Below are 26,097 nucleotides of genomic sequence, written 5' to 3'. Positions count from 1 at the left end.
TGGGGGACCGCGCTGCGCCGGGCGCGCGTCCCAGGTGGACCGGAGGCCGGTTCCGGGCGGTAGTTTCGCCGCCATGCCGCTGCCGCAGGACTACCTCGACCAGTTCACCGAGAGCGCCGGATATCTGGACTTCGCCCGGTTCGGCCCGCCCTCGCGCGCGGTGCGCGAGGCCTCGGCGCGGCTGCTGGAGCGGGCCGCCACCGCTGATCACTCCACAGTGGACGACCTGATGCGGGCGGACGCCGATGCCCGATCCCGCGCCGGTCGGCTGTGCGGGATCCCCGCCGAGCAGGTGGTCCTGCAGCCCAACACGAGCACCGCGCTGTTCCAGGCGGCCTTCGCCACCGGGGGAGCGGTGCTGGTCTCCGACGGCGAGTTCCCGGCCAACACCTACCCGTGGTCCCGGGCCGCGGAGGCCGGGCGCGTCCAGGTGCGCCGGCTGCGCCCACCGGACGGGCTGGTCACTCCGGAGGTGGTGCGCGCCGGGCTCGACGCCGAGGTCACCACCGTCGCGGTGAGCGCGGTGGACTTCCGCACCGGCCACCGGGCCGACCTCGCCGGGATCCGCGAGGTGATCGGGGACCGGCTGCTGGTGGTCGACGGCATCCAGGCGTTCGGCGCGGTCGAGGCGGAGTGGGCGACGGCGGACGTGCTCGTCGCGGGCGGGCAGAAGTGGCTGCGCGCCGGGTGGGGGACCGGGTTCGCCGCGCTCTCGCCGCGCGCCCTGGACCGGCACCGCCCGCTGCTGTCCGGCTGGACCGGCGCGCGGGATCCGGGGCGGTTCGACGGGGAGGTGCGGGAACCGGTGCCGGGCGCCGAGTCCTGGTCGATCACGAACCTGAGCCCGGTGTCGGCCGGAGCGCTGGCCGCCGCCCTCGACCTGGTGGAGCGGGCCGGGGTCGCGCGGATTGAGGCCCGCATCGCCGAGCGCGTCGGCGAGCTCGCGGAGGCGCTGCGCTCGGCGGGCGCGCGGATCACCTCGGCGCCGCCACCGCGCAGCGGGATCCTCACCTTCGACGTGCCCGGCCGCCCGGCCCGCGAGGTCGCCGCGGACCTGGCCGCCGCGGGCATCGCCACCACCGGCCGGGCGGAGCACGTCCGCCTCTCCCCGCACGCCTCCACTTCCGCGGACGCGGTGCGGCAGGTCGCGGCGGTGTTGCGCGGGCGCTGACCCGAGGCGCCTTCCCGCAAAAGTCAGACGTTTCGCGTCGCTGGCTCAGGCGCCGCACGGGTGATCGTGCGGCGCCGCTTCGGCTTGTGCCCGTTGCGATGGTCGGCCGAGTCGGTCCGGGCGAACGGTCCGATCCGGTACGGCAGACGTCGGCACCAGGAAATGTCAGATGTATTGCTTCCGCGGTCGGTGAGCCAGCATACTTCGGCCCGGCCGGGGTGAAGCAGCTCGTACTCCGGGCTCGCGGGGCCGGCCCGCACCACGCGATGGTGCCGATGGCCGAGGCCGACACGATCGGTGCCCACCTGCCGACTGCGACGTGAGGAGAGGTGCCGTGGGAGCGGTTCGAGATCGGGTGCGGGCGGGGCTGGACCGGGCGGCGGCGGAGAACCCGCGGCTGCGCGCGCTGATCAGCACCAGGGACGAGGCGGCGCTGCGCGAAGCCGACGAGCTGGACGCCGCCGGCGGCGAACCCGGCCCGCTGCACGGGCTCACCACCACGATCAAGGACAACATCGACGTGGCCGGCGTGCCCACCACCGCGGGCACCCGGCACCACGCCACCGGCCCGGCCGCGGCCGACGCGACGGTGACCCGGCTGCTGCGCGCCGCGGGCGCGGTCGTGCTCGGCAAGGCCAACCTCGCCGAGTTCGCGCTGGGCGTGGTCGGGCGCAACGCGACCTTCGGCGACTGCCGCAACGCGCTCGACGAGTCGCGGATCTCCGGCGGCTCCAGCAGCGGTTCCGCGGTGTCGGTGGCGGCCGGGATGTGCGCGGCCTCGCTGGGCACCGACACCGGCGGCTCCGGCCGGGTCCCGGCCGCCGTCAACGGGATCGTCGGGGTGCGGCCCACCCTGGGGCGGGTCTCGGGCGCGGGCGTGTTCCCGGTGAGCACCTCCTTCGACACCGTCACCCCGATCGCCCGCGACGTGCGCACCGCCGCGGCGGTGCTCGCGGTCCTCGACGCCCGGGACCCGGCCGACCCGAGCTCGGTGCGCGCCGAGGGGGTCCCGGTGCGGTCCGCGCTGGCCGACGGCGCGGCCGGGCTGCGGGTGGGGGTGCCGGTGAACTTCTTCTTCGACGACGTGGATCCGGGCGTCGCCGCGGTCGTCCGGACCGCGATCCGCTCGCTCGGCCGCGCCTGCGGGCCGGTGCGGGAGGTGCGGGTGCCGGGCGCGGAACTCGCCCAGCAGCGGATGCTCGACGTGCTGTACCCGGAGGCCGCCGCCGTGCACGCCGACCGGGTGCGGGACCGGCCGGGGACGATCGATCCCGACGTGCTGCGCCGGATCCGCCTCGGCCACGACGTGCCGCCGGAGCGCCGCGAGCGGAGCCGGGAGTGGCGCCGCGACTTCCAGCGCGGCGTGCACGCGCTGTTCGCGGACGTCGACGTGCTGGTCACGCCGACGATCCCGGTGGACGTGCCGCGACGGGACGCCGTCGACCTCGCCGACTCCACCCGCTCCATCGCGCGGTTCACCTACGCGTGGTCGATGTACGGCGGGCCCGCGGTCAGCGTGCCGTGCGGCGTGCACCCGGGATCGGGCATGCCGGTCGGGCTCCAGCTGACCGCGGCGCCGTGGTGCGACCACCTCGCGCTGCGCGCCGCCCTGGTCGCCGAGGAGCTCCTCGCGCCCTGACCACCGCCGGTGGACGGCCCACCCGGCCGGTGCGGCGGGCCGTCCGCCCGGTCAGCGGGAGTGGGCGCGGAGGCGGTCGAACTCCTCCTTCGGCAGCGGCCGGGCGTCCTTCGCCCCCAGGTCGGCCAGCGGGATGCGGTGCGTCTCCCGCGCCGACCAGGCCGCCACCGCGCCGAGGACGGTGATGCCGAAGCACAGCGACCCCACCACGAGCGGGACGTTCGCCGACCCGGGAGGGGCGAGCAGGGCGAAGGTGCTCGGCAGGAACGCGGTGATCGCCAGCCCGAGGTTCTGCGCGATGGCGAACCCGGTGACCCGGGTGCGGGCCGGGAACAGCTCCTGGAAGTAGCTCGCGAACGTCGCGTTCCACACCTGGTAGAACACTCCCCACGCCAGGATCGCCAGCACCACCGTCAGCAGCACGTTCCCCTGGCCCACCGACCACAGGTAGGCGTAGGACAACGACCCCGACCCGAGCGAACCGATGATCATCAGCGGTCGGCGGCCGAACCGGTCGGACAGGTTCGCGAACCACGGGATGAACAGCAGCGCCACCAGGTTCGCCACCACCGGGATCCACAGGTAGACGCTCTTGTCCATCTCGATGCCGTATCCGGGCTGGGTGGCGTAGGCGGCGCCGAACACCGACACGACCACGCCGATCACGTTCACCAGCGTCATGCAGGTCGCGCGCAGCACGTCCGCGCCGCTCTCGCGCAGCACCTGCACGATCGGCGCCCGCTGCGGACGGCGCTGCCGCCGCTCCTCCTCGAACAGGGCGCTCTCGGCGACGCGGCGCCGGATCAGGTATCCGGCGAACACGACGACGGCGCTGAGCAGGAACGGTACCCGCCAGCCCCACGCGTCGAAGGCCTCGTCGCTGAGGAACGCCGACAGCGGCAGGAACATGGCGGCGGCGATGACCTGGCCGGCCTGGGTGCCGTGCAGGCTGAAGCTCGCGTAGTAGCCGCGCCTGCCGAACGGCGCCTGCTCCACGATCATGGCGCTGGCGCCGCTGAGCTCCCCGGCCACCGCGAAGCCCTGCACGAACCGCAGCAGCACCAGCAGCACCGGCGCGAGCATCCCCACCTGGTGGTAGGTGGGCAGCAGCGCGACGGCGAACGTGGACAGGCCCATCAGCAGCATCGCCAGCACGAGCACGTTCTTGCGCCCCCGCCGGTCGCCCCAGTGCCCGAGCACCACGGCGCCGATGGGGCGGGCGATGTAGCCGACCGCGTAGGTGCCCAGCGAGGACACCAGCGCGACGGTGGGGTCGCCTTCGGGGAAGAAGATGGTGGGGAAGACGAGCGCGGCGGCCTGCGCGTAGACGAACCAGTCGTAGTACTCCAGCGCGCTGCCGATCCAGCCGCTGGCCGCCGCCTTCCGCGGCGTGCCGCGGGATTCGGCGGATCTGCCTCCGGTGTCGCTGCTCACGGGTGCCTCCTCGGCGTGCTGCGGTGACGTCGTTGTTCCGTTCAGCGGGGCGCAGGCCGCCATGCGGCCGAACCGGTCGAGGGATCGAGGCGCACGCAGTCTGGGTAAGCGCTTTCCAGATGGAACCGGCAGCGGGATTCGGTGTCAACACCCGGTTTTTCCCGCGGCTCGTCGCGGGCGGTCCACATCGGCAACGATTTCGGAATGCGCTTTCCAGTGGCGTGCCGCGCTCGCTACGATGCGCACCGGTGACGCCCACTCGTGGTGAGGATCGATGACCCGGACGACGACGGTCCTGCTGGCCGGCCTGCACGGGCACGGCCGCTGGCACCTGCGGGAACTGCGGCGGCTGCACGGCGCCGGCGTGCGGCTGGCCGGGGTCTGCGACCCGGTGCCGCCGACCGCGGCGGACCGGGAGCTGATCGGTGACGCGCCGGTGGGCGCCGAGCTCGGTCCGCTGCTGGCGCGGGTCCGGCCGGACGTGACGATCGTGTGCACCCCGATCCACACCCACGCCGCGCTCGCCGTGCTGGCCGCCGAATCCGGGTCGCACGTGCTGCTGGAGAAACCGCCCGCGCCGACGCTCGCCGAGTTCGACCGGCTCGTGGCCGACCTGGCGGGCGCCGGGCGGGCTTGTCAGATCGGGTTCCAGAGCCTCGGCTCGCACGCCCTCGCGCACGCCCGCCGGCTGCTCGCCGAGGGCGCCGTCGGCGACGTGCTCGGGATCGGTGCGGCCGGGGCGTGGCGGCGCGACGCCGCCTACTACGCCCGCGCCCGCTGGGCCGGTCGCCGGACCCTGGACGGCATACCGGTCGTCGACGGCGCGCTCACCAACCCGTTCGCGCACGCCACCGCCACCGCGCTCGCCGTCGACGGCGGCGAGGACGAGCCGCCACGCGAATTGGAGGTCCGGTTGCACCGGGCGAACCCCATCGAAGCCGATGACACCTCCGGGCTGCGGATGGTCACCGCGCGCGGCACCACCATCGTCGTCGCGGGCACGCTCTGCGCCGAGGGGGAGGTGGAGCCGCACGTGGTGGTGCACGGCAGCCGCGGCCGCCTCGTCCTCGAATACCGGACCGGCAGGCTGCGGCTCGAATCCGGCGGCGTCGTGCGGGAATCCGAGCACGGCACCACCGGCCTGCTGACCAACCTCGTGGCGCATGTCCGCGACCCGGCGGTCCCGCTGCTGGTCCCGCCCGCGGCCGCCCGGCCGTTCATGCGGGTGCTCGAAGCGGTGCGGCTCGCCCCCGAACCGCGCCCGATCCCGCACCGGATCGACCGCAGCGGGCCGCACCCGCGGTGCGTGGTGCCCGGCGCGGACGCGGCGGTCCTCCGCGCGGCGCACGAGCTCCGGCTGCTGTCCGAAGTGGACTTCACGGAGGTGGCCCGGTGATCGCGGACCTGCGGCTGGGCGGCGCCGTCGTCGCCGAGTACCACGGCGGTGCCGAGCTGCCCGCGCACCTCGGCCCGCGCCCGCACCTGCACCCCGTCCGCACCCTGCGCGGCACCGAGGTGACCGCGGTGCGGCCCGCCGACCACCCGTGGCACCTCGGGTTCTCCCTCGCGGCGCAGGACGTGGACGGCTGGAACCTGTGGGGCGGTGCCACCTACCTGCGCGGCCGCGGCTACGTCCACCGCGCCGACCACGGGCGGATCGAGCACCTCGGCTTCGACGCGGTCCGCCCGAACGAGCTCCGGCAGCGGCTGCGCTGGTGCGCGCCGGACGGGAGCGCGCTGCTCGACGAACGGCGCCGGTTGCAGAGCCTTCCCGCGGCGGACGGGTGGGAGCTGGCGGTGCGCACCGAGCTCACCAACCCCACCGGGCGGGACGTGCGCATCGGCAGCCCCGCCACGAACGGCCGCTCCGGCGCCGGGTACGGCGGGTTCTTCTGGCGGCTGCCGGGCGACGGCGAGGCGTTCACCGCCGACGCCGCGGGCGAAGCGGAGGTGCACGGCAGCACCGCGCCCTGGCTCGCCTGGGCGGGGCGGGACCACACCCTGGTGTTCGCCGCCGCCGAACCCGACCCGTGGTTCGTGCGCACTCGCGACTACCCGGGCGTCGGGGGGCAGCTGGCGCCCCGGGAGCCCGTGGTCCTCACCCCCGGCGCCGTGCTGGTGCGCGGGCTGCGTGTCCTCGTCGCCGACGGGGAGCTGGACCGCGCCGCCGCGCGGCGGTGGGCCGAGACCGATCCGCGGGAGCGCGTTCCCGGATCGGGATGAGGGGTCGGGTTCCTCGCCGTGTGCGGCGGCGAGGAACCCGTTTCGGACCGGGCGGCGCGGTGGTCAGCCGGCCCGGAGCGCCGCTTCGGCGGCCGGGACGGCCCGCTCCCGGTCCGCCGGGACCAGGCCGACCCGGGTGCGCCGGTCCAGCAGGTCGGCGACGTCGAGGGCTCCCTCGTTGCGCACGGCGAAGCGGAGTTCGGCGGGCCGGAGGCCCAGGCCCGCGATCGGTTCCAGCAGTCGCGGATCGCCGTCGGCCGCCGCGACCACGGCGGGCGCCTCGGTGCCGTAGCGGGCGACCAGGTCCCGCGGTGCGTCCACTATGGACAGTCGTGCCCCCGTGGCGGCGCCGATCAGCGGCAGGTTCCGGGTGCGGCAGGGGTTCCGCGCGATCGCGGCGGCGTCCACCGCGTCCTGCGCCATCTTCCGGTAGGTGGTCAGCTTCCCGCCGACCACGCTGATCACCCCGTCCGGGCCGGTGCGCACCGCGTGCTCGCGGGAGAGGTCCGCGCTGGAGCCCTCCCCGCCGTCCAGCAGCGGGCGCAGCCCCGAGTAGGTGCCCAGCACCTCGTCCCGCCGGATCGGCCGCGCCAGCACCGAGTTCACCGTGTCCAGCAGGAATTCGACCTCCTGCTCGCTCGCTGTGGGCACGTCGGGGATCGGGCCGTGCTGCTCCTCGTCGGTGAGTCCGATGTAGACCCGGCCGTTCCCGGCGGGCAGCGCGAGCGCGAAGCGGTTCGAGGTTCCCGGGACCGGCACCGTCACCCCGGCGCCCAGCCCGCCGAACAGCTCGTCGGAGACCACCAGGTGCGTTCCGCGGCTGGGCCGCAGCCGCAGCCCGGGCGCCACCTCGCCGGCCCACACCCCGGCGGCGTTGATCACGGCGCGGGCGCGCACCGCGATCTCCCCGCCGCCGAGCCGGTCCCGCAGCACCGCGCCCTCGCCGGTGACCTGCTCGGCCGCGCAGCGGGTGAGCACCGTCGCGCCGTGCGCGGCGGCCGTGCGCGCAAGCCCGACGACCAGCCGCGCGTCGTCCACCAGCTGCCCGTCCCAGGACAGCAGCCCGCCGCGCAACCGGTCGTGGCGGAGGGCGGGCACCATCCGCTTCGTCTCCACGCGGGAGACCCGGCGCGGCGCGGGCAGCGTCGACCCGGCGGTGCCGGAGCCGCGCCGCAGCAGGTCCCCGGCCACGAATCCGGCCCCGACCAGCGCGGCCCGCCCGGCGCCGATTCCGGCGACCAGCGGCAGCAGCTGCGGCAGCGGGCGCACCAGGTGCGGTGCCGTGCGTTCCATCAGCACCCGGCGTTCCACCGCGCTCTCGTAGGCGATGCCGACGTTGCCGGAGGCGAGGTAGCGCAATCCGCCGTGCACCAGCTTCGAGCTCCAGCGGCTGGTGCCGAATGCGAGGTCGTGCTTCTCGGCCAGGACCACGCGCAGCCCGCGGGAGGCGGCGTCCAGCGCGACTCCGGCGCCGGTCACCCCGCCTCCGACGACGAGCAGGTCCACCGAGGGATTCTCGGCGAGCTCGGACAGTTCGCGGGTGCGGCGGGCGGCGTTCAGCGCGGTCATCGTTGTCACTCCTCGGGGCGCAGGTAGGCGTCGAGCGCGGTGCGCAGCTGTTCGTCGAGCCGGTCCGGTGGCAGCACGTCGGAGACGATGCGGGCGGAGACCACCGCGGACTGCACCTGCAGCAGCACCATCGCGGCGAGCTCGTCCGGATCGCCCGCGCGGATCGAGCCGTCCTGCTGCCCGTGCCGGATGGCGTGGGTGAGGACGTCGAGGATGTGGTGCTGGCTGGTGCCGAGCCGGTCGAACACGTAGGTGATCAGCAGTTCGGGATCGGTCTCCAGGACCTTCCGGAACAGCGGGTGGTCGCGCACGGCGGAGGCGGTGCGCACGATCCGCTCGACGCCGTCGGCGCGCGATCCGCCCCCGGTGTCGGCGGGCAGCAGCGCGACGAGTTCGCGGGTGAGCAGGTCGGCCGACAGCGTCCGCACGTCCGGCCAGCGGCGGTACACCGTCGGCCTGCTCACGCCCGCGCGGCGAGCGATCTCGGCGAGGGTGGTGCGGCGCATCCCGACGGCGAGCACGCATTGCGCGGCGGCGTCCAGGATCGCCTCGTCGTTACGACTTGACGTCATGTGTAAAACTGTAACGCATGACTGAGCTTGAGCACCGCACCCCGGATCTGGCCTGGAACGCCTGGGGCACCGCCGACGCGGCGACCCCGGTGTCCGACCAGGTGCGCGGCCTGCTGGAGGCGTTCCTCGGCGTCGAGCACCGCGACACGCCCTCGGTGGACCGGTCCGAAGTGCGCCTCGGCGAGACCCGGCTTCCCGCGGAGGCCCGGGCCGCCCTCGCCGGGATCGTCGGCGACGACGCGATCCGCACCGACGACGAGACCCGGCTGCTGCACGCCGGCGGCAAGAGCACGCCCGACCTCCTGCGCCGCCGCGCCGGCGACGCCGGGGCCGCACCGGACGCGGTGGTGCTGCCCGCGGACCACGACCAGGTGTGCGCGGTCCTCGCCCGCTGCGCCGAGCACCGCATCGCGGTGGTCCCGTTCGGCGGCGGCACCAGCGTCGTCGGGGGAGTGGAACCCGAGCGCGGCGGCTTCACCTCGCTGATCTCGCTCGACCTGCGGCGGCTGGACCGGCTGGTGGCCGTTGACGCCGACTCGCGCACCGCGACCCTGCAGGCCGGGCTGCGCGGGCCCGAGGCGGAAGCGCTGCTGGCCGAGCACGGGTTCACCCTCGGGCACTTCCCGCAGAGCTTCGAGCACGCCAGCATCGGCGGCTTCGCCGCCACCCGCTCCTCCGGGCAGGCTTCGGCGGGCTACGGCCGGTTCGACGCCGCGGTGCTGCGGATGCGGGTCGCGACCCCGAGCGGCGAGCTCGACCTGGGCCGGGCGCCGGCGTCGGCGGCCGGGCCGGACCTGCGGCAGCTGTTCCTCGGCTCGGAAGGCGCGTTCGGGATCATCACCGAGGTGACCGCCCGGGTGTACCCGGTGCCCGCCGAGGTCGAGTCCGAGGGCTGGTCGTTCCCCGACTTCGACGCGGGCTCGGCGGCGCTGCGGCGGCTGGCGCAGGAGGAGGCGCTGCCCACCGTCGCGCGGCTGTCCGACGAGACCGAGACCTGGATCAACCTGTCCGCGGCGCACGACGTCGGAGAGGGCGGCGGCGGCCCCGGCGGCTGCCTGCTGATCACCCGGTACGAGGGCGCGCGGGTCGCGGTGTCCGCGCGGGCGCGGGCGCTGCTGGCCGAGGCGGGTGGCGAACCGCTCGGTGCCGAACCCGCCGAGAGCTGGGCGCACGGCCGGTACCACGGCCCCTACCTGCGGGACGCGCTGCTGGACGTGAACGCGCTGGCCGAGACCCTCGAAACGGCGACCACCTGGTCCCGGCTGGCCGAGACCCGCGCCGCCGTGCAGGACGCCGTGACCGAGGCGCTGGCCGAGCAGGGCACGCCGCCGCTGGTGCTCTGCCACCTCTCGCACGTCTACCCGGCGGGCGCATCGCTGTACTTCACCGTCGTCTGCGCCCGCGCCGAGGACCCGGTGCGGCAGTGGCGGCGGGCGAAGGAGGCGGCGGGTGCGGCGATCAGCCGGGTCGGGGCCACCATCACCCACCACCACGCGGTCGGCCTGGATCACCGGCCGTGGCTGGTGGACGAGATCGGGGAGCTCGGCGCGCAGGTGTTGCGGGCCGTGAAGTCCGCGGTCGACCCGGTCGGCGTGCTCAACCCCGGCAAGCTGATCCCGTGATCGACGAGGTCGCGCTGCTGGTCAACCCGCGCTCGGGGCAGGGCGGCGGCGCCGCGACCGCGGTGCGCGCGCTGCGCTTCCTGCGCGCCGCGGGGGTGTCGGTGCGGGTCCTGGTCGGCCGGGACGCGACCGAGGCCCAGGCGCTGGCCCACCGGGCCGTCGAGGCGGGAACCGGGGCGCTGGTGGCGTGCGGCGGTGACGGCATCGTCAACCTGGCGCTGCAGGCGGTGGCGGGCACCGGCACGCCGTTCGCGGTGATCCCGTCCGGGACCGGCAACGACCACGCCCGGATGCTCGGCGTCCCGCGGCACGATCCGATCGCGGCGGCGCGCGTGCTGCTGGACGGGGTGGCGCGCCCGATCGACCTCGGGCGCGCCGGGGACCGCTGGTTCGGCACCGTGTTCGCCGGTGGTTTCGACGCGAAGGTCACCGAACGCACCAACCGGTTGCGCTGGCCGCGCGGGAAGCTGCGCTACAACCTCGCGCTGGTGGCCGAGCTGGCGGCGCTGCGGCCGCTGCACTACGAGCTGGAGCTCGACGGGGAACGGGTGTCCACCAGCGGTGTCCTGGTGGCGGTCGGCAACGGCGCCAGCTACGGCGGCGGCATGCGGGTCTGCCCGGGCGCGGTGCCCGACGACGGGCTCTTCGACGTCACCGTCCTCGGTGCGGTCCCGCTGGCCCGGCTGGTGCGGCTGCTGCCGACGATCTACCCGGGCACGCACGTCGCGCGACCGGAGGTCGCGACCTACCGGGCGCGGCGGGTGCGGCTGTCCGCCCCGGACGTCGTCGGGTACGCCGACGGCGAGCGGTTCGCGCCGCTGCCGCTGGTGTGCGAGTGCGTCCCGCGCGCCGCGACCGCGCTGGTCCCGTCCTGACCTAGTTCCAGCGCTGGTCGTGCGGTTCCGGCTTGTCGTCGGTCTTGAAGTTGCGCCGCAGCGAGACGCTGACCAGCTTCTCCAGCAGGGAGACGGCCTGACCCAGCCGGTCGTCCGGCAGCTGGTCGACCAGTTCGTGCAGCAGAGTTCGTTCTTCCCTCACGAGCGAGAGGGTAAGGGACGGAGATCGTCTCATTCGCAGCGGTACCGGGTTCGTCGTCGCCGGTCCGCGCCGCGTCCGCGCCACTGTGGCCGGTCGCGGACGCGGCGGCTGATGGCCACGTCGGGGAAAACGCCTGCTTGACGAGTCAAGTTGTCCCGGCGGAGCGGGTCCTGCCGCAGGTGGACCGCAGTGCGGCCCGGAACCCGCCCCGCGGGTCCACTGTGGAACTTGATCGATCTCCGGGTGCGCGCGGTCGCGGACGCCGGGGTGCGGGAACCCTCGCCCGGTGCGCCGGGAACGAATGGCGCGTTCCGCGTTGTGCGGCCTTTTCCGGCGGGCGGGAAGAAATCGTCCGGAATGCGGTTCGCGATGCCTCGGCGCGAATGTCCAGCTTCCTCGAAACGTTGTCGCGATGCGCGATGCAGGCGATCTGAGCTGCGACGATGATTTCCCGCGCGGGTGCGACGATATCCGTTCTCCCGCCCCCATCTCAATTTTCCGCGATCGTTGATCCGAGGGTGTGACATTCCTGGATCAGGACTTCCGCCGCGGTTAACGTGAAGCGGCGCGCGGCGGCGATCAGCAGCGGCATTCCTCGATCCCGACCGGGAACGCCGACCGACCCGGAATCGGCGGACGCCCGACCGCGCCCTGGAACAGGCCGGACGGCGCCGTCGCGGCCCCCATCCCCCGGGCCCCACCGCGCCGCGTCGTGACCTCCCGCCGAGGCCCGGGGATGGACCGCCGCACCGGATCCGCGAGGCGCCACCGGTGCGCGGCGGAACACCGGTGACCGGAGGAGACCGATGCAGCAGGCGAACCGGCCCGGCACCGCGGAACCACCGCGCCGGGCGGGATCCCGCGCGTTCCTCACCGCGATGGTCGTCGACACCATCGGCGCCGGGGTGTGGGTGACGTTCTCGCTGCTGTACTTCACCGAAGGGCGCGGCATCCCGCTGTCGGCGGCCGGAGCCGCGCTCAGCACCGGATCGGTGGCCGCGCTCGTCCTCGGCGGGCTCGCCGCCGGCAGCTTCGCCGACCGCGTCGGGCCCTACCCGGCGGCGGTGCTGAGCTGCGCGATCCGCGCGCTGGTGTTCCCCGCCTACCTGTGGGCCGACGGCCCGGCGCAGGTGGTGGCGATCGCGTTCGGGGTCAGCCTCGGCGACCGGCTCTACTGGGCCGCGCACGGCGGGCTCGTCGCGGGCATCACCTCCGACGAGCAGGCGCGGCGGCGGTTCTTCGCGCTGCTCAACAGCTTGCGCACGATGGGGCTCGGCCTGGGCGCCCTCGCCGTCGCCGTCGGCGCCGCGCTGGAGCGCTGGTTCGGCCCGGCGTTCTGGACGGCGATCCCGCTGCTCAACGCCGCCGGATTCGCGTTCGCGGGCGTGCTGTTCTGGCGCCTCGGCACGCGGTTCCCCCGGCACCGGGGCACGACGGCGGTGGACACCGGCGGCTACCGCGGGGTGTTCGCGAACCGGCGGTTCCTCGCGTTCACCGGCGCCACCCTCGCGCTCACCCTCGCCAGCGTCGCGTTCGAATCGATCCTGCCGATCTACCTGCGCTGGCTGGGCATGCCGCTGTGGTTGCCGCCGGTGGCCTACGTGCTGTCCTGCCTGGCGATCCCGGCGTTCCAGCCCGTCGCGCTGCGGTGGGGGAGCGGCCGGGCGCCGATGCGGCTGATGGCGCGGTCCGCGGTGCTCATCGCCGCCGGACTCGCCGGGTTCCTGCTGCTCGTCGGTCGCGACGTGCCGACCGCGGCGCTGCTGATGGTGGTGCTGGTCCTGGTGTTCAGCCTCGGCGAGGCGCTGTTCGGCGCCGTGGCGATGGTCATCGTCCTCGACTTCGCCGGCGGGTCCGACGCCGGCCGCTACGGCGCCTGCTACCAGCTGGTGTGGGGAGTGGCGGGTGCGGTCGGTCCCGGGCTGAACACCGTGCTGTTCGCGGTGTCCGGCACCGCGCCGTGGCTGGTGCTGGCGGTCGCGCTGCTGGCCGCCGCCCTCGTCTACCGGCACCTGGACCGCACCGCGCCCCCGGGACCCGACCGATCCCGGGGGCGAGCGGTCGCGCACCCGCGCCGCGCGCGGGCGAGGTGAGCGGGGTCAGAGACCGTGCCGGACCAGCCCCGCGATCTCCAGCGGGGCCACGATCGCCAGCGCCGCCGCGATCTCGGTCCGGCCGAACCTGGCGATCAGCAGGTCCAGCTCGACCGCCGCCACCTCCGGGTCCCGCGGCGCCTGCTCGTCCACCAGCCAGCGAACCCGGTCGACCAATCCCTCGTGCATCGCACACTCCCTGCGTCGTCGATGGGGCGAGCAGTGGGACCGGGGGCGCCGGTCCCCATGACGCGAACCCGACCCGCGCCCACCCTTCGAGTGGAGTCAGGACCGATTCCTTGACCGGCAGGGCGAAATCTGCGGCATCGGCCGCGCGGACCTCCCGGCTGGGCCGAACGGGCGACGGCGGCACGGCCCGCTCGTCCGGGCGGCGGGGCGCCGGTGCGGCGTTCACCGGCTGCGGTTCGACCGAGCCGGACGGCCCGCCCGCCCGATCTATGCTGATCTCCGGCGTCGCGGTGACCAGCACCGCGCCTGCGGTGGAGGAGTGGGTCGGATGAACTGCGTTCCGGTGGCCAAGCGGTGTGCGGTGCTCGGCGCGGCGGTGCTCGCGCTCACGGCCTGCGGGACCGGACCGGAACAGGCGGCGGTGCGCGAGGTCGCCGCCGAAACCCCCACCGGCCCCGCCCGCACCGCACCCCCGGTCGGCGGCGTGCACGACTACCAGCTCGGCGGCGCCTACCCGCCGCCCACCGGAGTCACCGTCGTGACCAGGGACAGCACCGCGGAACCGGCGCCCGGGCTGCACAACATCTGCTACGTCAACGGTTTCCAGACCCAGCCCGCCGACCGCGAGCTGTGGCTGGAGCAGCGGCGCGACCTGGTGCTCTCCGGGCCGGACGGAGAACCGGTGGTCGACCCGGGCTGGCCGGACGAGCTCCTGCTGGACACCTCCACCGAGCAGCACCGCACCCGGCTCGCCGAGATCATCGGCGGCACCGTGGCCGACTGCGCCACCCGCGGCTTCGACTCGGTGGAACTGGACAACCTCGACTCCTACACCCGTTCCGACGGCGCGCTCGACGCCGACGACAACCTCGCGTTCGCCGGGCTGCTGGTCGACGCCGCCCACCGCGCGGGCCTCGCCGTGGCGCAGAAGAACGCGGCCGAGCTCAGCGCCCGCGGCAAGGACGAGGTCGGCTACGACTTCGCCATCACCGAGAGCTGCCACCGCTGGGAGGAGTGCGCGGACTACGCCGAGCACTACGGCGGCGCGGTGCTCGACGTCGAGTACGCCGACGACCTCCGCGGCACCTTCCCCGACGTCTGCGCCGACCCGGCCACCCCCGCCACCACCACCCTGCGCGACCACGACCTCGTCCCGCCCACCGACCCCGCCCACGTCTTCGACCACTGCTGAGCAGGCCCGGTGCTCCCGTCGCGGTGGCGGGAGCATGCGGTGGCGCGGGATCGTCGCGGCTCGGGCTGGGCCCTCCGGGCGGAGTCCGCGGCGGTGCCGGGCGATTCGTCGTCATCGGCGGCCCGCTGCCGGATGATTCCGGTGCGCGCGACCACCGAGCCGACGAAGGCAGGACGATCCTCCGGAACGCGGGCGGCGCTGTCGGGCCCGCCGCGACCACCGGCTGATCAGCGCGGCCGCCGGTCGGGGCGCCCGCGCTCAGCCCCGTGGTAGTGCCGTGCTGATGGCGAGGCGGTTGAAGGTGTTGATGAGGCTGATCGTCCACAGCAGGTGGGCGAGCTGGGGCTCGTCGAAGTGGGCCTGCGCCTCGCGGTAGTGCTCGTCGGGCACCCGGCCCCCGGGCAGCAGCGTCACCGACTCGGCGAGCAGCAGCGCGGCGCGTTCGTGCGCGGCGAACCGGAACGACGTGGCCCAGTCGGGCAGCTCGTCCAGGCGCTGCTGGGATTCGCCGTGCTCCAGCGCCTGCCGCGCGTGCAGGCCGGTGCAGAACCCGCAGCCGTTGAGCTGCGAGGCGCGCAACCGCACCAGCTCCAGCAGGATCGGGTCCAGACCGGCGTCCTGCGCGTCGGCACCGGAGCGCTCGGCCAGCCGCCGCAGGTCCGCGAAACCGTTCGGGGTGAGCGAGAGCAGGTCGAGGCGGGCGGTGGCGGTCATCGGGTTCCTCCCGGTGCGGTGCGTTCGGTGGCGAGCGCGGTGACGGTGCGGCGGCAGACCTTGCCGGTCGGCGCGAGCGGCAGTTCGGGCAGCACCACCAGGAACTCCGGCAGCTTGCGGCGTTCCAGGCCGCGCTCCTCCTCCAGGAAGGCGGTGAGCCCGGCGAGGGTGAGCTCGGCGGTGCCGCTGACGCAGGCGCACAGCCGTTCGCCCAGGTCGTCGTCGGGAACGCCGACGCAGGCGACGTCGACCACCGCCGGGTGCGCGGCGATCTGCCGCTCCACCTCGGCGGGGCTGATGTGGTAGCCGCCGCGCGAGACGACCTGGTGCAACCGGCCCAGCACGTGCAGCCGTCCCCGCTCGTCGAGCATCCCGCGGTCACCGCTGCGCACCCAGCCGTCCGCGGTGCGGTAGCGGGCGTCGAGCTCGGGGCGGCCACGTAGCCCAGCGGCGTCATCGGGCCGCGGGCCAGGATCTCGCCGCTCTCCCCGGGCGGAACCTCGGCCCCGTCGGCGCCGACGACGCTGATCTCGGCGACCGCCGGGTCGGGCAGCCCGGTGCCGGGCTGGTCCGGGGTGCGGGCGGTGTGGCAGTTGATGCCGTCCGACGAGCCGTACACGCTGATCACCTGGGCGCCGAACCGGCGCGCGGCGGCGTCGCGGGTCACCTCGGACAGCGGGGCCGCGCTGGAGACGACGACGCGGACGGAGGAGAGGTCCTCGTCCGGCGCCGCCGGGTGCTCGGCGAGGCGGCGCAGCATCGTCGGCACCCCGAACACGTGGCCCGGCCGGTGCCGGGCGATCAGCTCGAAGGTGCGCGCCGGGTCGAAACCGTCGGCCAGCACGATCGTGGCCCCCAGCGCGGCGATCGCCACGTGGGTCGCGCAGGAGCCGTAGGAGGTGGCCAGCGACATCAGCAGCAGCGCCCGCATCGGCCCCGGCTCCTGCGCCGCGTCCGCGAGGCCCCGCACGTAGTTCGCCCGGCCGCCGGCCATCGCGTTGTGCGAGTAGGCGATCATCTTCGGTTCCGCCTCCGAACCGGAGGTGACGAGGATGCGCACCGGTGCTTCCGGGTCCTGCTCCCGCGCCGCCCACCGCGCGGCCGGCGCGTCGTCCAGCGAGCGCGGGCCCGATTCCCCGGCGCCGAAGGTGAAGACGTGGCGCAGCTCCGGCAGCTCGCGGGCGTCGTCGGCGTCCGCCGCGCTCCCGAAGATCGCCGCGGCCGCCCGGGACCGGCCCAGCAGGCTCCGGGTGTCCCGGCTGCCGCGGCCCGCGGGGTAGGCGAGGACGACGGCGCCGACCGCGGCGACGGCGAGTTCGGCGACGACCATCCGCCGGCCGTTGGGCATCCGGATGCCGACCACCTCACCGGGGCCGATGCCGGCCCGGTCCAGCGCCGCCGCGATCCGGTCCACCTCGCGGTCCAGCTCCGCGTAGTCGAGCACTCCGTCGGCGTCGAGCACGGCTTCCTGCCGCGGGTGGGCGCGCACCCGCGCGCGGAACAGGGCGTGCACGTCGCGGTCCGGGCAGTGCCCGGCGCGGACCCACCGCGCGCGCAGCGCGGCGGGCACCCGGTCGCCGATCGCGAGCCGGGCGGGGGCGGTGTCGGTCACGAGAACTCCCAAGGGGGTAGCGGGAAGACGTGCTCGGCGCGGCCCAGCGCGGCGCCGAACCGGTCGTCGGTGGTCAGCTCGCGCAGGTCCGCGCACACCGGGGTGACGACCAGCCCGGCCTCGGCGCCCCGGCGCACCCACTCCCCGGTGGTCCGCTCCCGGAACCGGTTCGGCAGCTCGCCGGGCGCGCCGCCGAACGCGGCGGTCGCGGTGGCCGGATCGATGCCCCGCGGCAGCACGAGCGAACCGTCGGCGGTCCGCAGCGGACCGCGCAGCGGATCCGGTCGCGCGCGCGGCGCCCGCGGCACGAGCCCGGCCGCGGAGAACAACGAGGTGTCCACCCGCGCGCCCGCCCCGGTGCGCACCCGGTGCAGCAGCGCGCGCAGCACGCCGTGCGCGCACACCAGTCCGCCGAGCACGTCGGTCAACGTCATCAGCGACGGACGCACCGGGTCGCCCGCCGGGGACAGCGCCGCGGCCAGCCCGCCGCCCGCCTGCACCAGGAAATCGGTGCCCAGCGGGGGATTCGGTCCGGCCGCGCCACCCCACCCGGACGCCCACGCGTAGACCAGGCCGGGAGCGGACCGCGCCAGGTCGTCGGCGTCCAGGCCGAGCTGCGCCGCCTTGCCGGGCGCCCAGTTGTGCACGAACACCTCGGCTTCCGCCACCAGTTCGTGCACGGCCCGCCGCCCGGCGGCGGACTTGATGTCCACCTCCACGACCCGCTTGCCGTCGTTGAGCGAGCGGTACCGCACCGACGTGCCACCGGCGGTCGGCGGAATGCCGCGCATCGGGTCGCCGCCGGGCGGTTCGACGCGGACCACCTCGGCACCGAGCATCCGCAGCACGTGCCCGGCGACCGGGCCCTGCACCCGCCGCGTCGATTCGACCACGACCAGGCCGTCCAGCGGCCCGGCCGCCGGGGCGCCGCGCGGGCGGAGCGGGGCACCGGCCGAGCCCAGGGGAGTCGTCGTGCAGGCCGGAACCTCCCACGGCGGCACCGGATCCTCCCGGACCGGCAGCACCGCCACCCCGGACTCGGCCGCCGCGGCCAGCACCTCGGCGAACCGGGTGCGGCCCACCACTTCGTGCAGCTCGGGCGGCAGCGGACAGCACGCCGTCCCGAAGCGCTGCTGGAACGGCCCCCAACCCCGCGAGATCGCCGCGTTCCCGGCGCCCAGGGCCCGCCAGAACCGCAGCCACGGCTCCGCGTCGAGCGTCTCCAGCTCGCAGCGCACCCCGTCGGCCGTGGTGAACGGCGGCCGCGGCCCGCCGCCGGGGTCCGCACGCGGTTCCGCGTCGTCGGATTCGGTCGCGGCGACCGCCAGGTACTGCTGCACGGCGAGCAGCGCGGCCTCCGCCACCGAGGTGCGCACCCGGGACACCCGCGCGCCGCGGGCCCGGGCGATCGCCGCCGCCAGCTCGCCCTGGCTCGCCAGCACGCCCGCCACCACCGAGGCGTAGTCCACGCCCAGCGCGGCGGGCCGCCCGGCGGCCCTGCCGTGCACCTGCATGATCCCGCACGCCGCCTGCACCGCGTCCTCGTCCGGCAGCACCGCCCGGACCGGCCCGGACCAGTCGACTTCGCAGGTCAGGTCCGGCTCGTCGCGCAACGCGTCGCGGACCTCTTCGGCGACCCGCGCCGCCGCGCGCTCCGAGGTGGGCGCCCCGCTCATCGCGGGGCCTTCCGCCCGTGCACCGAGTACATCAGGCAGGACGTCGCCCGGAAGTCCGGGTGCAGCACGACCTCCCGCACCCGGTCCAGCTCGGCCCCGGTCATCCCGGCCGCCATCAGCTCCGCGCGCATGTCCACCGCCGCCTGCGCCAGCAGCAGCAGGTCCGCGCCGTCGCGGTGCCGCAGCTGCACCCGCGGGCGCGGGTCGATCTCGACCAGCCCGGCCCGGTGCATCGCCAGCGGCACCCGCCTGCCCCAGCCGGGGTCCACGCCCGCGCCGCGCATCGCCGCCTCCTTCGCCGCGAGGAACTTCTCGTACAGCAGCGCCGACTCCTCGTCCGCGGCCAGCAGCAGCGGTTCGTAGGAGGTGTCGAACTCGTCGACCTGCAGCCAGCCGCCCGGCTTCAGCGCGCGCACCAGCTTCGCCAGCACCGCGTCCCGCTGGGGGAGGTGCCGCAGCACCAGCCGCGCCACGACCAGGTCGAACTCCTCCGCGGGCAGCGGATCGACGACCACGTCGTGCCCCACCACCGGCGGCCGGGAACCCGGGTCCGGCCGCAGATCGGTCGCCAGCACGCTGCCGGACGGGGCCACCCGCTCCGCGAGCCAGCGCGCGACCGCGCCACCACCCGCGCCGACGTCGAGGCAGCGCCACCCGTCGCCCACCCCCGTCTCCGCGAGGCGGGCGAAGGTGAGCGGGTCGTGCGCGGCGGACAGGTAGCGGTGCCGGGCGCGCTCGTGCTCCCGGGCGAAGGCGTAATCCCGGGGCACCGCCTCGCACGTCACGTCCACTGCCCGGACCCCGGCGTCTCGGTGCTGCCGGTGAGCCGCTCCAGCAGCAGGGCGCGCCGCACCTTCCCGGTGCCGGTCCGCGGCACCCGGTCCCAGGCCAGGACCACCGGTTCGGCCATCGCGGGCAGCCCGCGCACCGCCCGGCGCCACGCCCCGCCCGGCAGCGCGCCGTCGGCGGTCACCACCACCGGCAGCGGGACGTCGTCCGGACGTCCCAGCACCACGCACTCCTGCGCCTGCGGCAGCCGCTCCTCCAGCACGTCCTCGGTCTCCAGGCAGCTCAGCCGCGGCGTGCGGTCCACCTCGCGGTCCAGCAGCGACACGTGCCCGTCCCGGTGGTGCACGCCGATGTCCCCGGTGTTCCACCACGGTCCGCGCGCCTTCGCCGCCCAGCGCTCCGCTTCGCCCTCGTAGTCCAGGCAGCGCGCGGCGGTCCGCGCCAGCACCAGGCCCGGGGTCCCGCGCGGCACCGGCGCGAACGTGTCCGGGTCCACCACCCGCAGCCGGGTCTTCACCGGGATCGGGCGGCCCACGCTCCGCGCACCGCGCGCGGACGAACGCCTGGTGTGGAAGCGGAACGTCAGCGGCCCCGTCTCGGTCTGCCCCCAGCCCTGCATCCACAACGGACGGTGGTGCGCGGAGGCGTGCAGGTAGGCGCGGATCGTCGGCGGGTGCACCGCGTCGTAGGTGCTGATGAACAGCCGCACCCGGCGGAACGGGTTGTCCAGCCGCTCGGTCAGCGACCGGAACCGCACGTAGGACGCGGGCAGCGCCTCCACGATCGTAGGCGGGTAGGCGCGCAGCACCGGATCGACGTGGTCCGGGTCGTGCGAGGAGAGCACCACCAGCTCCCGGGGTTCCCGGCTCAGCGCCACCGCCGTCCAGCAGAACGTCCGCCCGTGCGCGTAGGAGCTCGCGTTCACCACCACGTCGTCCCGGCGGACCCCGATCAGCGGCACCGGGTTCGACTCGAACCGCGCCAGCTGCCCGATGATCGTGCGCGTGGAGTGCACCACCAGCTTCGGCACGCCCGTCGTCCCCGAGGTGTGGTTGATCACCAGCGGCTCGTCGTCGGAGCGCAGCCGCGGCGCCGGGGCCGTCCGGCCGCGCACGTCGTCCAGCCGCACCGCGCCCGGTGCCTCCCCGTCGAGCAGCAGCGCGGTCCGCGCCGTGGACACCAGGTCCAGGCCCTGCTCCGCGCAGCGCCGCGCGAGCGCGCCGGTGGTGACGAGCACCGCGGCGTCCAGCCGCTTGAGCAGCTGCTCCAGCGCCGCCACGGACAGCTCCGCCGACAGCTGCGCGGGCACCGCCCCGATCCGCACCGCCGCGCAGGCCAGCAGGTCGTAGTCCCAGTGGTTCTCCTTCACGATCACCACCCGGTCGCCGCGCCCGGCCCCGGCCGCCGCGAGCCACCCGGCCGCGGTCCGCACCAGCTCGGCGAGCTCCGCCACCCGGTACGACGAGCCGCCGTCCGGGGCGATGTCGAACGGCCGGTCCAGCCGCACCGTCGTCGCGGTGCCGCGCCGCGCGCACTCGTCGAACAGGACGCCCATGTCATGCGGTTTCAACGCGTCGGCTCCTCGCCTGGGTCGGAATGCTCAACGGGGCGCGCAACCTGCTCAGCACCCGGGAGGCGGCCAGCGCGCCGGCCCGCACCGCGCCCTCGCTCGCCGGGCGCAGCATCACCCAGTCCCCGGCGTAGTCGACGGGGCGCAGGCGGCGGGCCATGAACCGCGACCGCAGGCCGAGCGCCTGCGGGGTGGCCTCCGGCAGGCCGTGCGGGTGGCGGTGCACGAAGTTGCGGCGGTTCGCCGCGGGCAGCCCCGGCAGGTAGCGGGCCGCGGCGCCGGTCAACCGCGCCACGACCTCCTCGTCCGGCAGCTCCAGCAGGCCGGCCGTGGTGCGCGCGTTCGGCATCAGCGTCAGCAGCCCCGTCCCGGGCGGCGCGCGGTCCGGGTGCTTCTGGTGGTCGAACAGGATCGCGGAGAGCGCCGCGTCCTCGGCCTCCGGGGTGAGCAGCACGTACGGCGGGGCGCCGTGCTCCGGGGCCAGCGGCCGGTCCAGCAGGCAGCTCACCTTCAGCGCCGGGGTGAAGGTGCAGGCCCGCAGGAAGTCCGCCTCCGCTTCCGGCGCGCCCGGGTGCAGCCGCGCGGCCACCGGCGCGGGCACGCACAGCAGCACCGCGCGGGCCGTCACGACCTCCTCGCCGACGTGCAGCCGCGCCGCGGAACCGGTGGAGACGACCTGGTGCACCTCCTGCCCGGTGCGCACGTCCAGCCCGGTGGCGAGCCGCCGCGCCAGGGTGTCCATCCCGCCGCGGTAGGTCCGCCAGTTCGACGCGTCGCCGACCGCCAGCAGCAGCGACACCATCACCGCCGCCGAGGACCGCCCGGTGTCCCAGCCGAAGAAGGTGCCCGCGACGGGTTGCAGCAGGTAGTCGTGCACGTCCGGGTGGTACCGGCGGGCGAAGTCGGCGACCGTGCTGTCGGCCAGCGGGGTGCGCTGCGGGTCGTCGGTGTCGAACTCGCCGCGGCGCCGCGCCAGCCACATCTGGAACCGCGCCAGGTCCACCCGGGCCAGCGGGGAGAGCCCGGCACCGGTGAGCAGCCCGCGAGGTTCGGCGACCCCGGGGTGCGCGCGGCCGTCCCGCCACATCGAGATCGGGCTGCTGATCAGCGGGATCTCGTGGTCCTCGATGCCCACCCGGGACAGCAGCTCCCAGGTGGCCCGGTAGCCGCGCGGGGACAGCTGCTCGGCGCCGGTGTCGATGGTGTACCCGTCGACGCGGACGCTCGCGGTGCGCCCGCCGACGTGCCCGGCGGCCTCGTACACGCGGACGTCGAGTCCGGCGCGGGTCAGCTCGGTGGCGGCGGCGAGCCCGGCCATGCCTGCGCCCACCACGGCCACGTCCAGGTCGCCGCTCATCAGCGGGCACCCCCCAACGCCGCCAGCAGGTTCGCCGCGACCAGCAGCACCACGTACAGCCGGTGCACCCGGAACCCCAGCCGCCGGGCGCGCATGATGTCGCCGGCCCGGAACCCGAGGTGGTACTGCCGGGCGCGCAGCGCGTTGCCGGGCAGCACGAGCACCGCGAACCACCACGGCGCCACCCCGGTGAGCGAGGCGCCCAGGCACAGCAGGAACTCGCCCAGCGACAGCGCCCCGATGAACAGCGCGTTCCCGCGCGGCGAGGTCAGCGCCGCCACCGTGGGACGGCCGACGGCCCGGTCGCCCGCCACGTCGTTGGTGTTGGAGTACACCCCGAACATGAGCGGCCCGAGGCCGAACAGCACCGCCTGCACCAGCACGAACCCGGAGAACTCGCCGGTCGCCAGCCCGTGCGGGGCGAGCACCAGCGCGACGCCCAGCGCGACGAGGAACGCCTCCTGGAAGCCGTGGTAGCTGAGCTTGAGGCCGTAGGAGTACTGCAGCGCGATCACGAACGTCACCGCGATCAGCACCAGCGTCCACATCGGACGGTGCGGGGCGACGACGGCGGCCGCGCCCCACAGCAGCGCCCCGCACCCGGCGGCGGCCCAGCCGAACCCCAGCGCCTCCCGCTCGGTGAGCGTGCCGGCCACCAGCGGTTTGCGGAGCTTCTTGCGCAGCGGGTCGTTCGGCCCGTAGTTGGCGATGTCGCTGCCGTCGCGGAACCCCGTCACGTCGTCGAACGAGACCAGCGCCACCAGCGTGCAGACCTCGCCGAGCAGGAACAGCAGCAGCATCGGCAGCACTTCGGCGCCGGCGGCGAACCCGGCGGCGGGCAGCGCGGCCGCACCGACCACCAGCACGCTGAGGTAGTAGTCGTAGACGTCGAGCTTGCCCAGTCGCGCGAAGGTGCGGGCCTTGCTCTCCGGCCGGGCCGCCCCGATGCGCTCGGGCGCGGCGTGCAGGTCACTGGTCATCGTGTCGTGCTGCTCCTGTTCCGGACTGGCGGGTGCCCGGCGCCTGCGCGCGCGGGCGGTGGCGGGTGAACTCGCAGACGGCGTCGGCGATCCGGGTCACCTCCGCGTCGGTGAGGTGCGGGTAGATCGGGAGAGCGAGGATCCGCGCGCTGGCCCGCTCGGCGTTCGGCCAGCGCTCGTCCGCGGGCGCCCAGGGCAGGAACGCGGCCTGGTGCGGCAGCGCCAGCGGGTAGTACACGTGCGAGCCGATGCCGTGCTCGGCGAGGTATTCCCGCAGCACGTCGCGTTCCTCGGCGAGCAGGCAGTACACGTAGTGGCAGCGGCCGTCCCGGCCCGGCGGCGGGGCGAGCACGCCCTGCCCGGCGAGCGGCGCGAAGCGCTCGGTGTAGTGCTCGGCGATCTCGGCGCGCCGCCGGAGCCGGGCGGGGAAACCCGCGTACCGGTAGCGCTGGAACGCGGCCTGGATCTCGTCGAACCGGCTGTTGGTGCCGATGACGCGGTGCACGAAGCGCTCCTGCTGCCCGTGGTTGCGCAGCATCCGGATCCGCCGCCCGAGCGCGGGATCGCGGGTGACGACGGCGCCGCCTTCACCGGGCATGCCGAAGGACTTGACCTGGACGAAGGAGTAGACGCCTGCTTCGCCCCACAGCCCGGCCGGGGTGCCGCGCAGCACGGCGCCCTGCGCGACCGCGGAGTCCTCCACCAGCCGCAGGTCGTGCGCCGCGGCCAGCTCGGTGAACCGGGGCATGTCGGCCATGATCGAGAACATGTGGGCGGGCAGCAGCGCCTTGGTGCGGTGGGTGATGCGGCGCCGCGCCGATTCCGGGTCGAGCACCATGGTGCGCGGGTCGACGTCGGCGAACACCGGGGCCGCGCCGGTCTCCAGCACGGCGGCGGCCAGCGGTGCGCAGCCGAACGCGGGCACCACCACCTCGTCGCCGGGGCCGATGTCCACGGCGCGCAGCACCAGTCCGAGCGCGGTGGTGCCGCTGCCGCAGGCGATGACGTCGGCGGCGCCGAGATCGTCGCGCAGCAACTCCTCGAATTCCCGGGTTTGCTCACCGAGGATGAACTTCTGTCGGGGATCCCGACCGATCTCGCCGATGATGTCGAGCATCACCTTGCGATCCTCTTCGAACAGATCGGGCGGGAAGAACGGAATTTCGGAACGCATCACGCACGCCTCCCGGAATAGAAGGAGCGGATCACCGAGCACACCCGGTCGAGCTGTCCGAGGGTGAGGTCCGGGTAGAGCGGAAGGGCCACCGCGCGCCGCGCCGCCGCTTCCGCGTTCGGCAGCGACACCTCCGTGGAATAATCCGATTGAAAGCAGGGTTGCCGGTGCAGCGGAATGGGGTAGTAGGTTTCGGTGCCGATTTCCGCGCGCGCCAGCCACTCCACCAGCTCGTCCCGGCGCTCCACCTCGATCAGGTGGACGTAGAACGCGCTCGCCGAACCCGGGCCCCGGTCGACCACCTCCGGCAGCCGGAGGATTCCCGGCACGTCCGCGAGCCGTTCCCGGTAGGCCGCGGCCAGTTCGCCGCGCCGGGCGATCTCCCGCTCCAGCTCCGGCAGCTTCGCCAGCAGCACCGCGGCCTGGATGTCGTCCATCTTGCTGTTCGTTCCCGGCCGCGCCGTCTCCGTGGAGATGCCGGGGAAGTGGTCCAGGGTGTGCCCGAACCGCCCGTGGTGGCGCAGCCCCGCGACCAGCTCCGCGACCCGCGCGTCGTCGGTGATCACCGCGCCCGCGTCGCCGATCGCGCCGAGGGTCTTGCTCGGGAAGAAGGAGAGCACGCCGCCCGCGCCGTGTAGCCCGGCGTGCACTCCGAGCTGCCGCATCCCGATCGCCTCCGCGCTGTCCTCCAGCAGCACCAGGCCCCGCCGCGCCGCGACCCGGGACAGCGCGCTCATGTCCGCCATCTGGCAGAACAGGTGCGCGGGCATGACGAACCGGGTGCGCGGGCCCGCGACCCGCTCGACCTCGGCCGGGTCCAGCGCGTAGGTCACCGGGTCGACGTCGGCGAACACCGGGCGGCCCCCGGCCAGCACCACCGAGCTCGCGGTGGCCACGAACGAGTAAGCCGGGACCACCACCTCGTCACCGGGGCGCAGGCCCAGGGCGCGCAGCAGCAGGACCAGCGCGTCCGTGCCGCTGTTCACGCCCACCGCGTACCGCGCGCCGGTGTGCTCGCAGAGCTGCCGTTCCAGTTCGGCGACCTGCTTGCCGTGGGAGAACTTGCCGTTGTCGAAGACCGCTTCGACGCGAGCGCTGATGGCCGGCCAAAGCCGGTCGAAGGCGCGGGCCTGCGAGAAGAACGGCACGGGCGCGGACGGATCCGGCGGGCTCGATAATTCTCGCGTCCCGGTGTCATTCGCACCGCGGGACACGACGTCAACTCCTGGGAATGGGGAGGGATCTTCGGCTGGACAAAGTAGCGGAGCGCCGCGCGCCGCCGGAAGTCCGCGGGAACGCCATTCGTGTTTTTCATCCTTTCCGGTGATCATCTGTTCGGGCCTCGCGGACCCGGTTCCTGGACTGTTCGGGGAAATCGTTAGTCTTGCCGCTCGGCGCCCGCATCCGGTCGCCGAAGCGCATTCCGCCGCGATCGCCGAATGCGCACCGGAACGGTCCGAACAGGACGGTTCCGGGAATGGCC

General features: G+C 75.0%; 21 protein-coding genes and 2 pseudogenes. 8 read left to right on the top strand and 15 right to left on the bottom strand.

Features of this window, described 5'->3' with window-relative positions; genetic code table 11:
• Positions 1-73: 73 nt before the first annotated feature.
• Both H1226_RS15415 and H1226_RS15410 read left to right on the top strand, forming a co-directional pair.
• Positions 74-1,159 (top strand): annotated as a pseudogene (locus tag H1226_RS15415) (aminotransferase class V-fold PLP-dependent enzyme); the annotation flags it as partial.
• A 346-nt stretch (positions 1,160-1,505) separates the two neighbouring features.
• Positions 1,506-2,810, top strand: coding sequence for an amidase (locus H1226_RS15410; RefSeq protein WP_258341335.1), 1,305 nt, complete (start codon positions 1,506-1,508; stop codon positions 2,808-2,810).
• 51 nt (positions 2,811-2,861) lie between these two features.
• Here the strand turns inward: H1226_RS15410 and H1226_RS15405 are convergent, their stop codons facing one another.
• Positions 2,862-4,244, bottom strand: coding sequence for an MFS transporter (locus tag H1226_RS15405; protein ID WP_258341334.1), 1,383 nt, complete (start codon positions 4,242-4,244; stop codon positions 2,862-2,864).
• 274 nt (positions 4,245-4,518) lie between these two features.
• On the opposite strand from H1226_RS15405, the gene H1226_RS15400 reads away from it, so the two are divergent.
• Positions 4,519-5,640 carry a Gfo/Idh/MocA family protein gene (locus H1226_RS15400; protein WP_258341333.1) on the top strand — a complete coding sequence of 374 codons (1,122 nt, stop codon included), beginning with the start codon at positions 4,519-4,521 and terminating at the stop codon, positions 5,638-5,640.
• Positions 5,637-6,467, top strand: a complete 831-nt coding sequence (locus H1226_RS15395) for a DUF6807 domain-containing protein (protein ID WP_258341332.1) — start codon at positions 5,637-5,639, stop codon at positions 6,465-6,467. The genes H1226_RS15400 and H1226_RS15395 overlap by 4 nt, the downstream gene beginning before the upstream one ends.
• A gap of 63 nt (positions 6,468-6,530) precedes the next feature.
• Here the strand turns inward: H1226_RS15395 and H1226_RS15390 are convergent, their stop codons facing one another.
• Positions 6,531-8,036 carry a glycerol-3-phosphate dehydrogenase/oxidase gene (locus H1226_RS15390; protein ID WP_258341331.1) on the bottom strand — a complete coding sequence of 502 codons (1,506 nt, stop codon included), beginning with the start codon at positions 8,034-8,036 and terminating at the stop codon, positions 6,531-6,533.
• A 5-nt stretch (positions 8,037-8,041) separates the two neighbouring features.
• Entirely contained in the window at positions 8,042-8,608 is a 567-nt protein-coding gene (locus H1226_RS15385) for a TetR/AcrR family transcriptional regulator (RefSeq protein ID WP_258341330.1), read from the bottom strand.
• 17 nt (positions 8,609-8,625) lie between these two features.
• On the opposite strand from H1226_RS15385, the gene H1226_RS15380 reads away from it, so the two are divergent.
• Entirely contained in the window at positions 8,626-10,230 is a 1,605-nt protein-coding gene (locus H1226_RS15380; protein ID WP_258341329.1) for an FAD-binding oxidoreductase, read from the top strand.
• The gene (locus tag H1226_RS15375; protein ID WP_258341328.1) at positions 10,227-11,105 is read left to right on the top strand and encodes a diacylglycerol kinase; all 879 of its coding nucleotides are present in this window, start codon (positions 10,227-10,229) and stop codon (positions 11,103-11,105) included. Before H1226_RS15380 ends, H1226_RS15375 begins: the two co-directional genes overlap by 4 nt.
• A gap of 1 nt (position 11,106) precedes the next feature.
• Here H1226_RS15375 and H1226_RS15370 read toward each other — a convergent pair whose 3' ends face one another.
• Positions 11,107-11,268, bottom strand: coding sequence for a hypothetical protein (locus tag H1226_RS15370; RefSeq protein WP_258341327.1), 162 nt, complete (start codon positions 11,266-11,268; stop codon positions 11,107-11,109).
• Between the two features lie 806 nt (positions 11,269-12,074).
• On the opposite strand from H1226_RS15370, the gene H1226_RS15365 reads away from it, so the two are divergent.
• Complete coding sequence (locus H1226_RS15365) at positions 12,075-13,361, top strand: MFS transporter (RefSeq protein WP_258341326.1); 1,287 nt, start codon at positions 12,075-12,077, stop codon at positions 13,359-13,361.
• Positions 13,362-13,367: 6 nt separating this feature from the next.
• Here the strand turns inward: H1226_RS15365 and H1226_RS15360 are convergent, their stop codons facing one another.
• Positions 13,368-13,550 (bottom strand): hypothetical protein, encoded by a 183-nt coding sequence (locus H1226_RS15360; RefSeq protein WP_258341325.1) that lies wholly within the window; start codon positions 13,548-13,550, stop codon positions 13,368-13,370.
• 328 nt (positions 13,551-13,878) lie between these two features.
• Here H1226_RS15360 and H1226_RS15355 point away from each other — a divergent pair, with 328 nt between their 5' ends.
• Positions 13,879-14,742 (top strand): endo alpha-1,4 polygalactosaminidase, encoded by an 864-nt coding sequence (locus H1226_RS15355; RefSeq protein ID WP_258341324.1) that lies wholly within the window; start codon positions 13,879-13,881, stop codon positions 14,740-14,742.
• A gap of 258 nt (positions 14,743-15,000) precedes the next feature.
• Here the strand turns inward: H1226_RS15355 and H1226_RS15350 are convergent, their stop codons facing one another.
• From H1226_RS15350 to H1226_RS15310, 10 genes and pseudogenes are all read right to left on the bottom strand, one after another.
• Positions 15,001-15,456 (bottom strand): carboxymuconolactone decarboxylase family protein, encoded by a 456-nt coding sequence (locus tag H1226_RS15350; protein WP_258341323.1) that lies wholly within the window; start codon positions 15,454-15,456, stop codon positions 15,001-15,003.
• A complete protein-coding gene (locus tag H1226_RS28170) occupies positions 15,453-15,848 on the bottom strand; it encodes an AMP-binding enzyme (RefSeq protein ID WP_309148732.1) in 396 nt (131 codons plus the stop codon). The genes H1226_RS15350 and H1226_RS28170 overlap by 4 nt, the downstream gene beginning before the upstream one ends.
• A 107-nt stretch (positions 15,849-15,955) precedes the next feature.
• A pseudogene (locus H1226_RS28165) lies at positions 15,956-16,900 on the bottom strand (AMP-binding protein); the annotation flags it as partial.
• A 164-nt stretch (positions 16,901-17,064) separates the two neighbouring features.
• The gene (locus H1226_RS15340; protein WP_258341322.1) at positions 17,065-18,744 is read right to left on the bottom strand and encodes a CoA transferase; all 1,680 of its coding nucleotides are present in this window, start codon (positions 18,742-18,744) and stop codon (positions 17,065-17,067) included.
• Positions 18,741-19,535: a class I SAM-dependent methyltransferase gene (locus H1226_RS15335; RefSeq protein ID WP_309148731.1), complete on the bottom strand. Its 795-nt coding sequence runs from the start codon at positions 19,533-19,535 to the stop codon at positions 18,741-18,743. Before H1226_RS15335 ends, H1226_RS15340 begins: the two co-directional genes overlap by 4 nt.
• The gene (locus tag H1226_RS15330) at positions 19,526-21,088 is read right to left on the bottom strand and encodes a class I adenylate-forming enzyme family protein (RefSeq protein ID WP_258349424.1); all 1,563 of its coding nucleotides are present in this window, start codon (positions 21,086-21,088) and stop codon (positions 19,526-19,528) included. Before H1226_RS15330 ends, H1226_RS15335 begins: the two co-directional genes overlap by 10 nt.
• 1 nt (position 21,089) lies before the next feature.
• Positions 21,090-22,460 (bottom strand): NAD(P)/FAD-dependent oxidoreductase, encoded by a 1,371-nt coding sequence (locus tag H1226_RS15325; RefSeq protein ID WP_258341321.1) that lies wholly within the window; start codon positions 22,458-22,460, stop codon positions 21,090-21,092.
• Complete coding sequence (locus H1226_RS15320; protein ID WP_258341320.1) at positions 22,460-23,440, bottom strand: UbiA family prenyltransferase; 981 nt, start codon at positions 23,438-23,440, stop codon at positions 22,460-22,462. Before H1226_RS15320 ends, H1226_RS15325 begins: the two co-directional genes overlap by 1 nt.
• Positions 23,430-24,614, bottom strand: coding sequence for a DegT/DnrJ/EryC1/StrS family aminotransferase (locus H1226_RS15315; protein WP_258341319.1), 1,185 nt, complete (start codon positions 24,612-24,614; stop codon positions 23,430-23,432). The genes H1226_RS15320 and H1226_RS15315 overlap by 11 nt, the downstream gene beginning before the upstream one ends.
• Entirely contained in the window at positions 24,614-25,762 is a 1,149-nt protein-coding gene (locus H1226_RS15310) for a DegT/DnrJ/EryC1/StrS family aminotransferase (protein WP_258341318.1), read from the bottom strand. Before H1226_RS15310 ends, H1226_RS15315 begins: the two co-directional genes overlap by 1 nt.
• Between the last annotated feature and the right edge of the window lie 335 nt (positions 25,763-26,097).

This window comes from Saccharopolyspora gregorii, assembly GCF_024734405.1.
GTDB lineage: Bacteria > Actinomycetota > Actinomycetes > Mycobacteriales > Pseudonocardiaceae > Saccharopolyspora_C > Saccharopolyspora_C gregorii.
The sequence above is the reverse complement of the archived record's forward strand: the minus strand, read 5'-3'. Positions and strand labels throughout refer to the sequence as shown.

Coding starts and splice junctions, on each gene's coding strand:
- H1226_RS15400 (WP_258341333.1), top strand. CDS start 4,519: ATGACCCGGACGACGACGGTCCTGCTGGCCGGCCTGCACGGGCACGGC.
- H1226_RS15390 (WP_258341331.1), bottom strand. CDS start 8,036: ATGACCGCGCTGAACGCCGCCCGCCGCACCCGCGAACTGTCCGAGCTC.
- H1226_RS15385 (WP_258341330.1), bottom strand. CDS start 8,608: ATGACGTCAAGTCGTAACGACGAGGCGATCCTGGACGCCGCCGCGCAA.
- H1226_RS15380 (WP_258341329.1), top strand. CDS start 8,626: ATGACTGAGCTTGAGCACCGCACCCCGGATCTGGCCTGGAACGCCTGG.
- H1226_RS15365 (WP_258341326.1), top strand. CDS start 12,075: ATGCAGCAGGCGAACCGGCCCGGCACCGCGGAACCACCGCGCCGGGCG.
- H1226_RS15360 (WP_258341325.1), bottom strand. CDS start 13,550: ATGCACGAGGGATTGGTCGACCGGGTTCGCTGGCTGGTGGACGAGCAG.
- H1226_RS15355 (WP_258341324.1), top strand. CDS start 13,879: ATGAACTGCGTTCCGGTGGCCAAGCGGTGTGCGGTGCTCGGCGCGGCG.
- H1226_RS15350 (WP_258341323.1), bottom strand. CDS start 15,456: ATGACCGCCACCGCCCGCCTCGACCTGCTCTCGCTCACCCCGAACGGT.
- H1226_RS15340 (WP_258341322.1), bottom strand. CDS start 18,744: ATGAGCGGGGCGCCCACCTCGGAGCGCGCGGCGGCGCGGGTCGCCGAA.
- H1226_RS15330 (WP_258349424.1), bottom strand. CDS start 21,088: ATGGGCGTCCTGTTCGACGAGTGCGCGCGGCGCGGCACCGCGACGACG.
- H1226_RS15325 (WP_258341321.1), bottom strand. CDS start 22,460: ATGAGCGGCGACCTGGACGTGGCCGTGGTGGGCGCAGGCATGGCCGGG.
- H1226_RS15320 (WP_258341320.1), bottom strand. CDS start 23,440: ATGACCAGTGACCTGCACGCCGCGCCCGAGCGCATCGGGGCGGCCCGG.
- H1226_RS15315 (WP_258341319.1), bottom strand. CDS start 24,614: ATGCGTTCCGAAATTCCGTTCTTCCCGCCCGATCTGTTCGAAGAGGAT.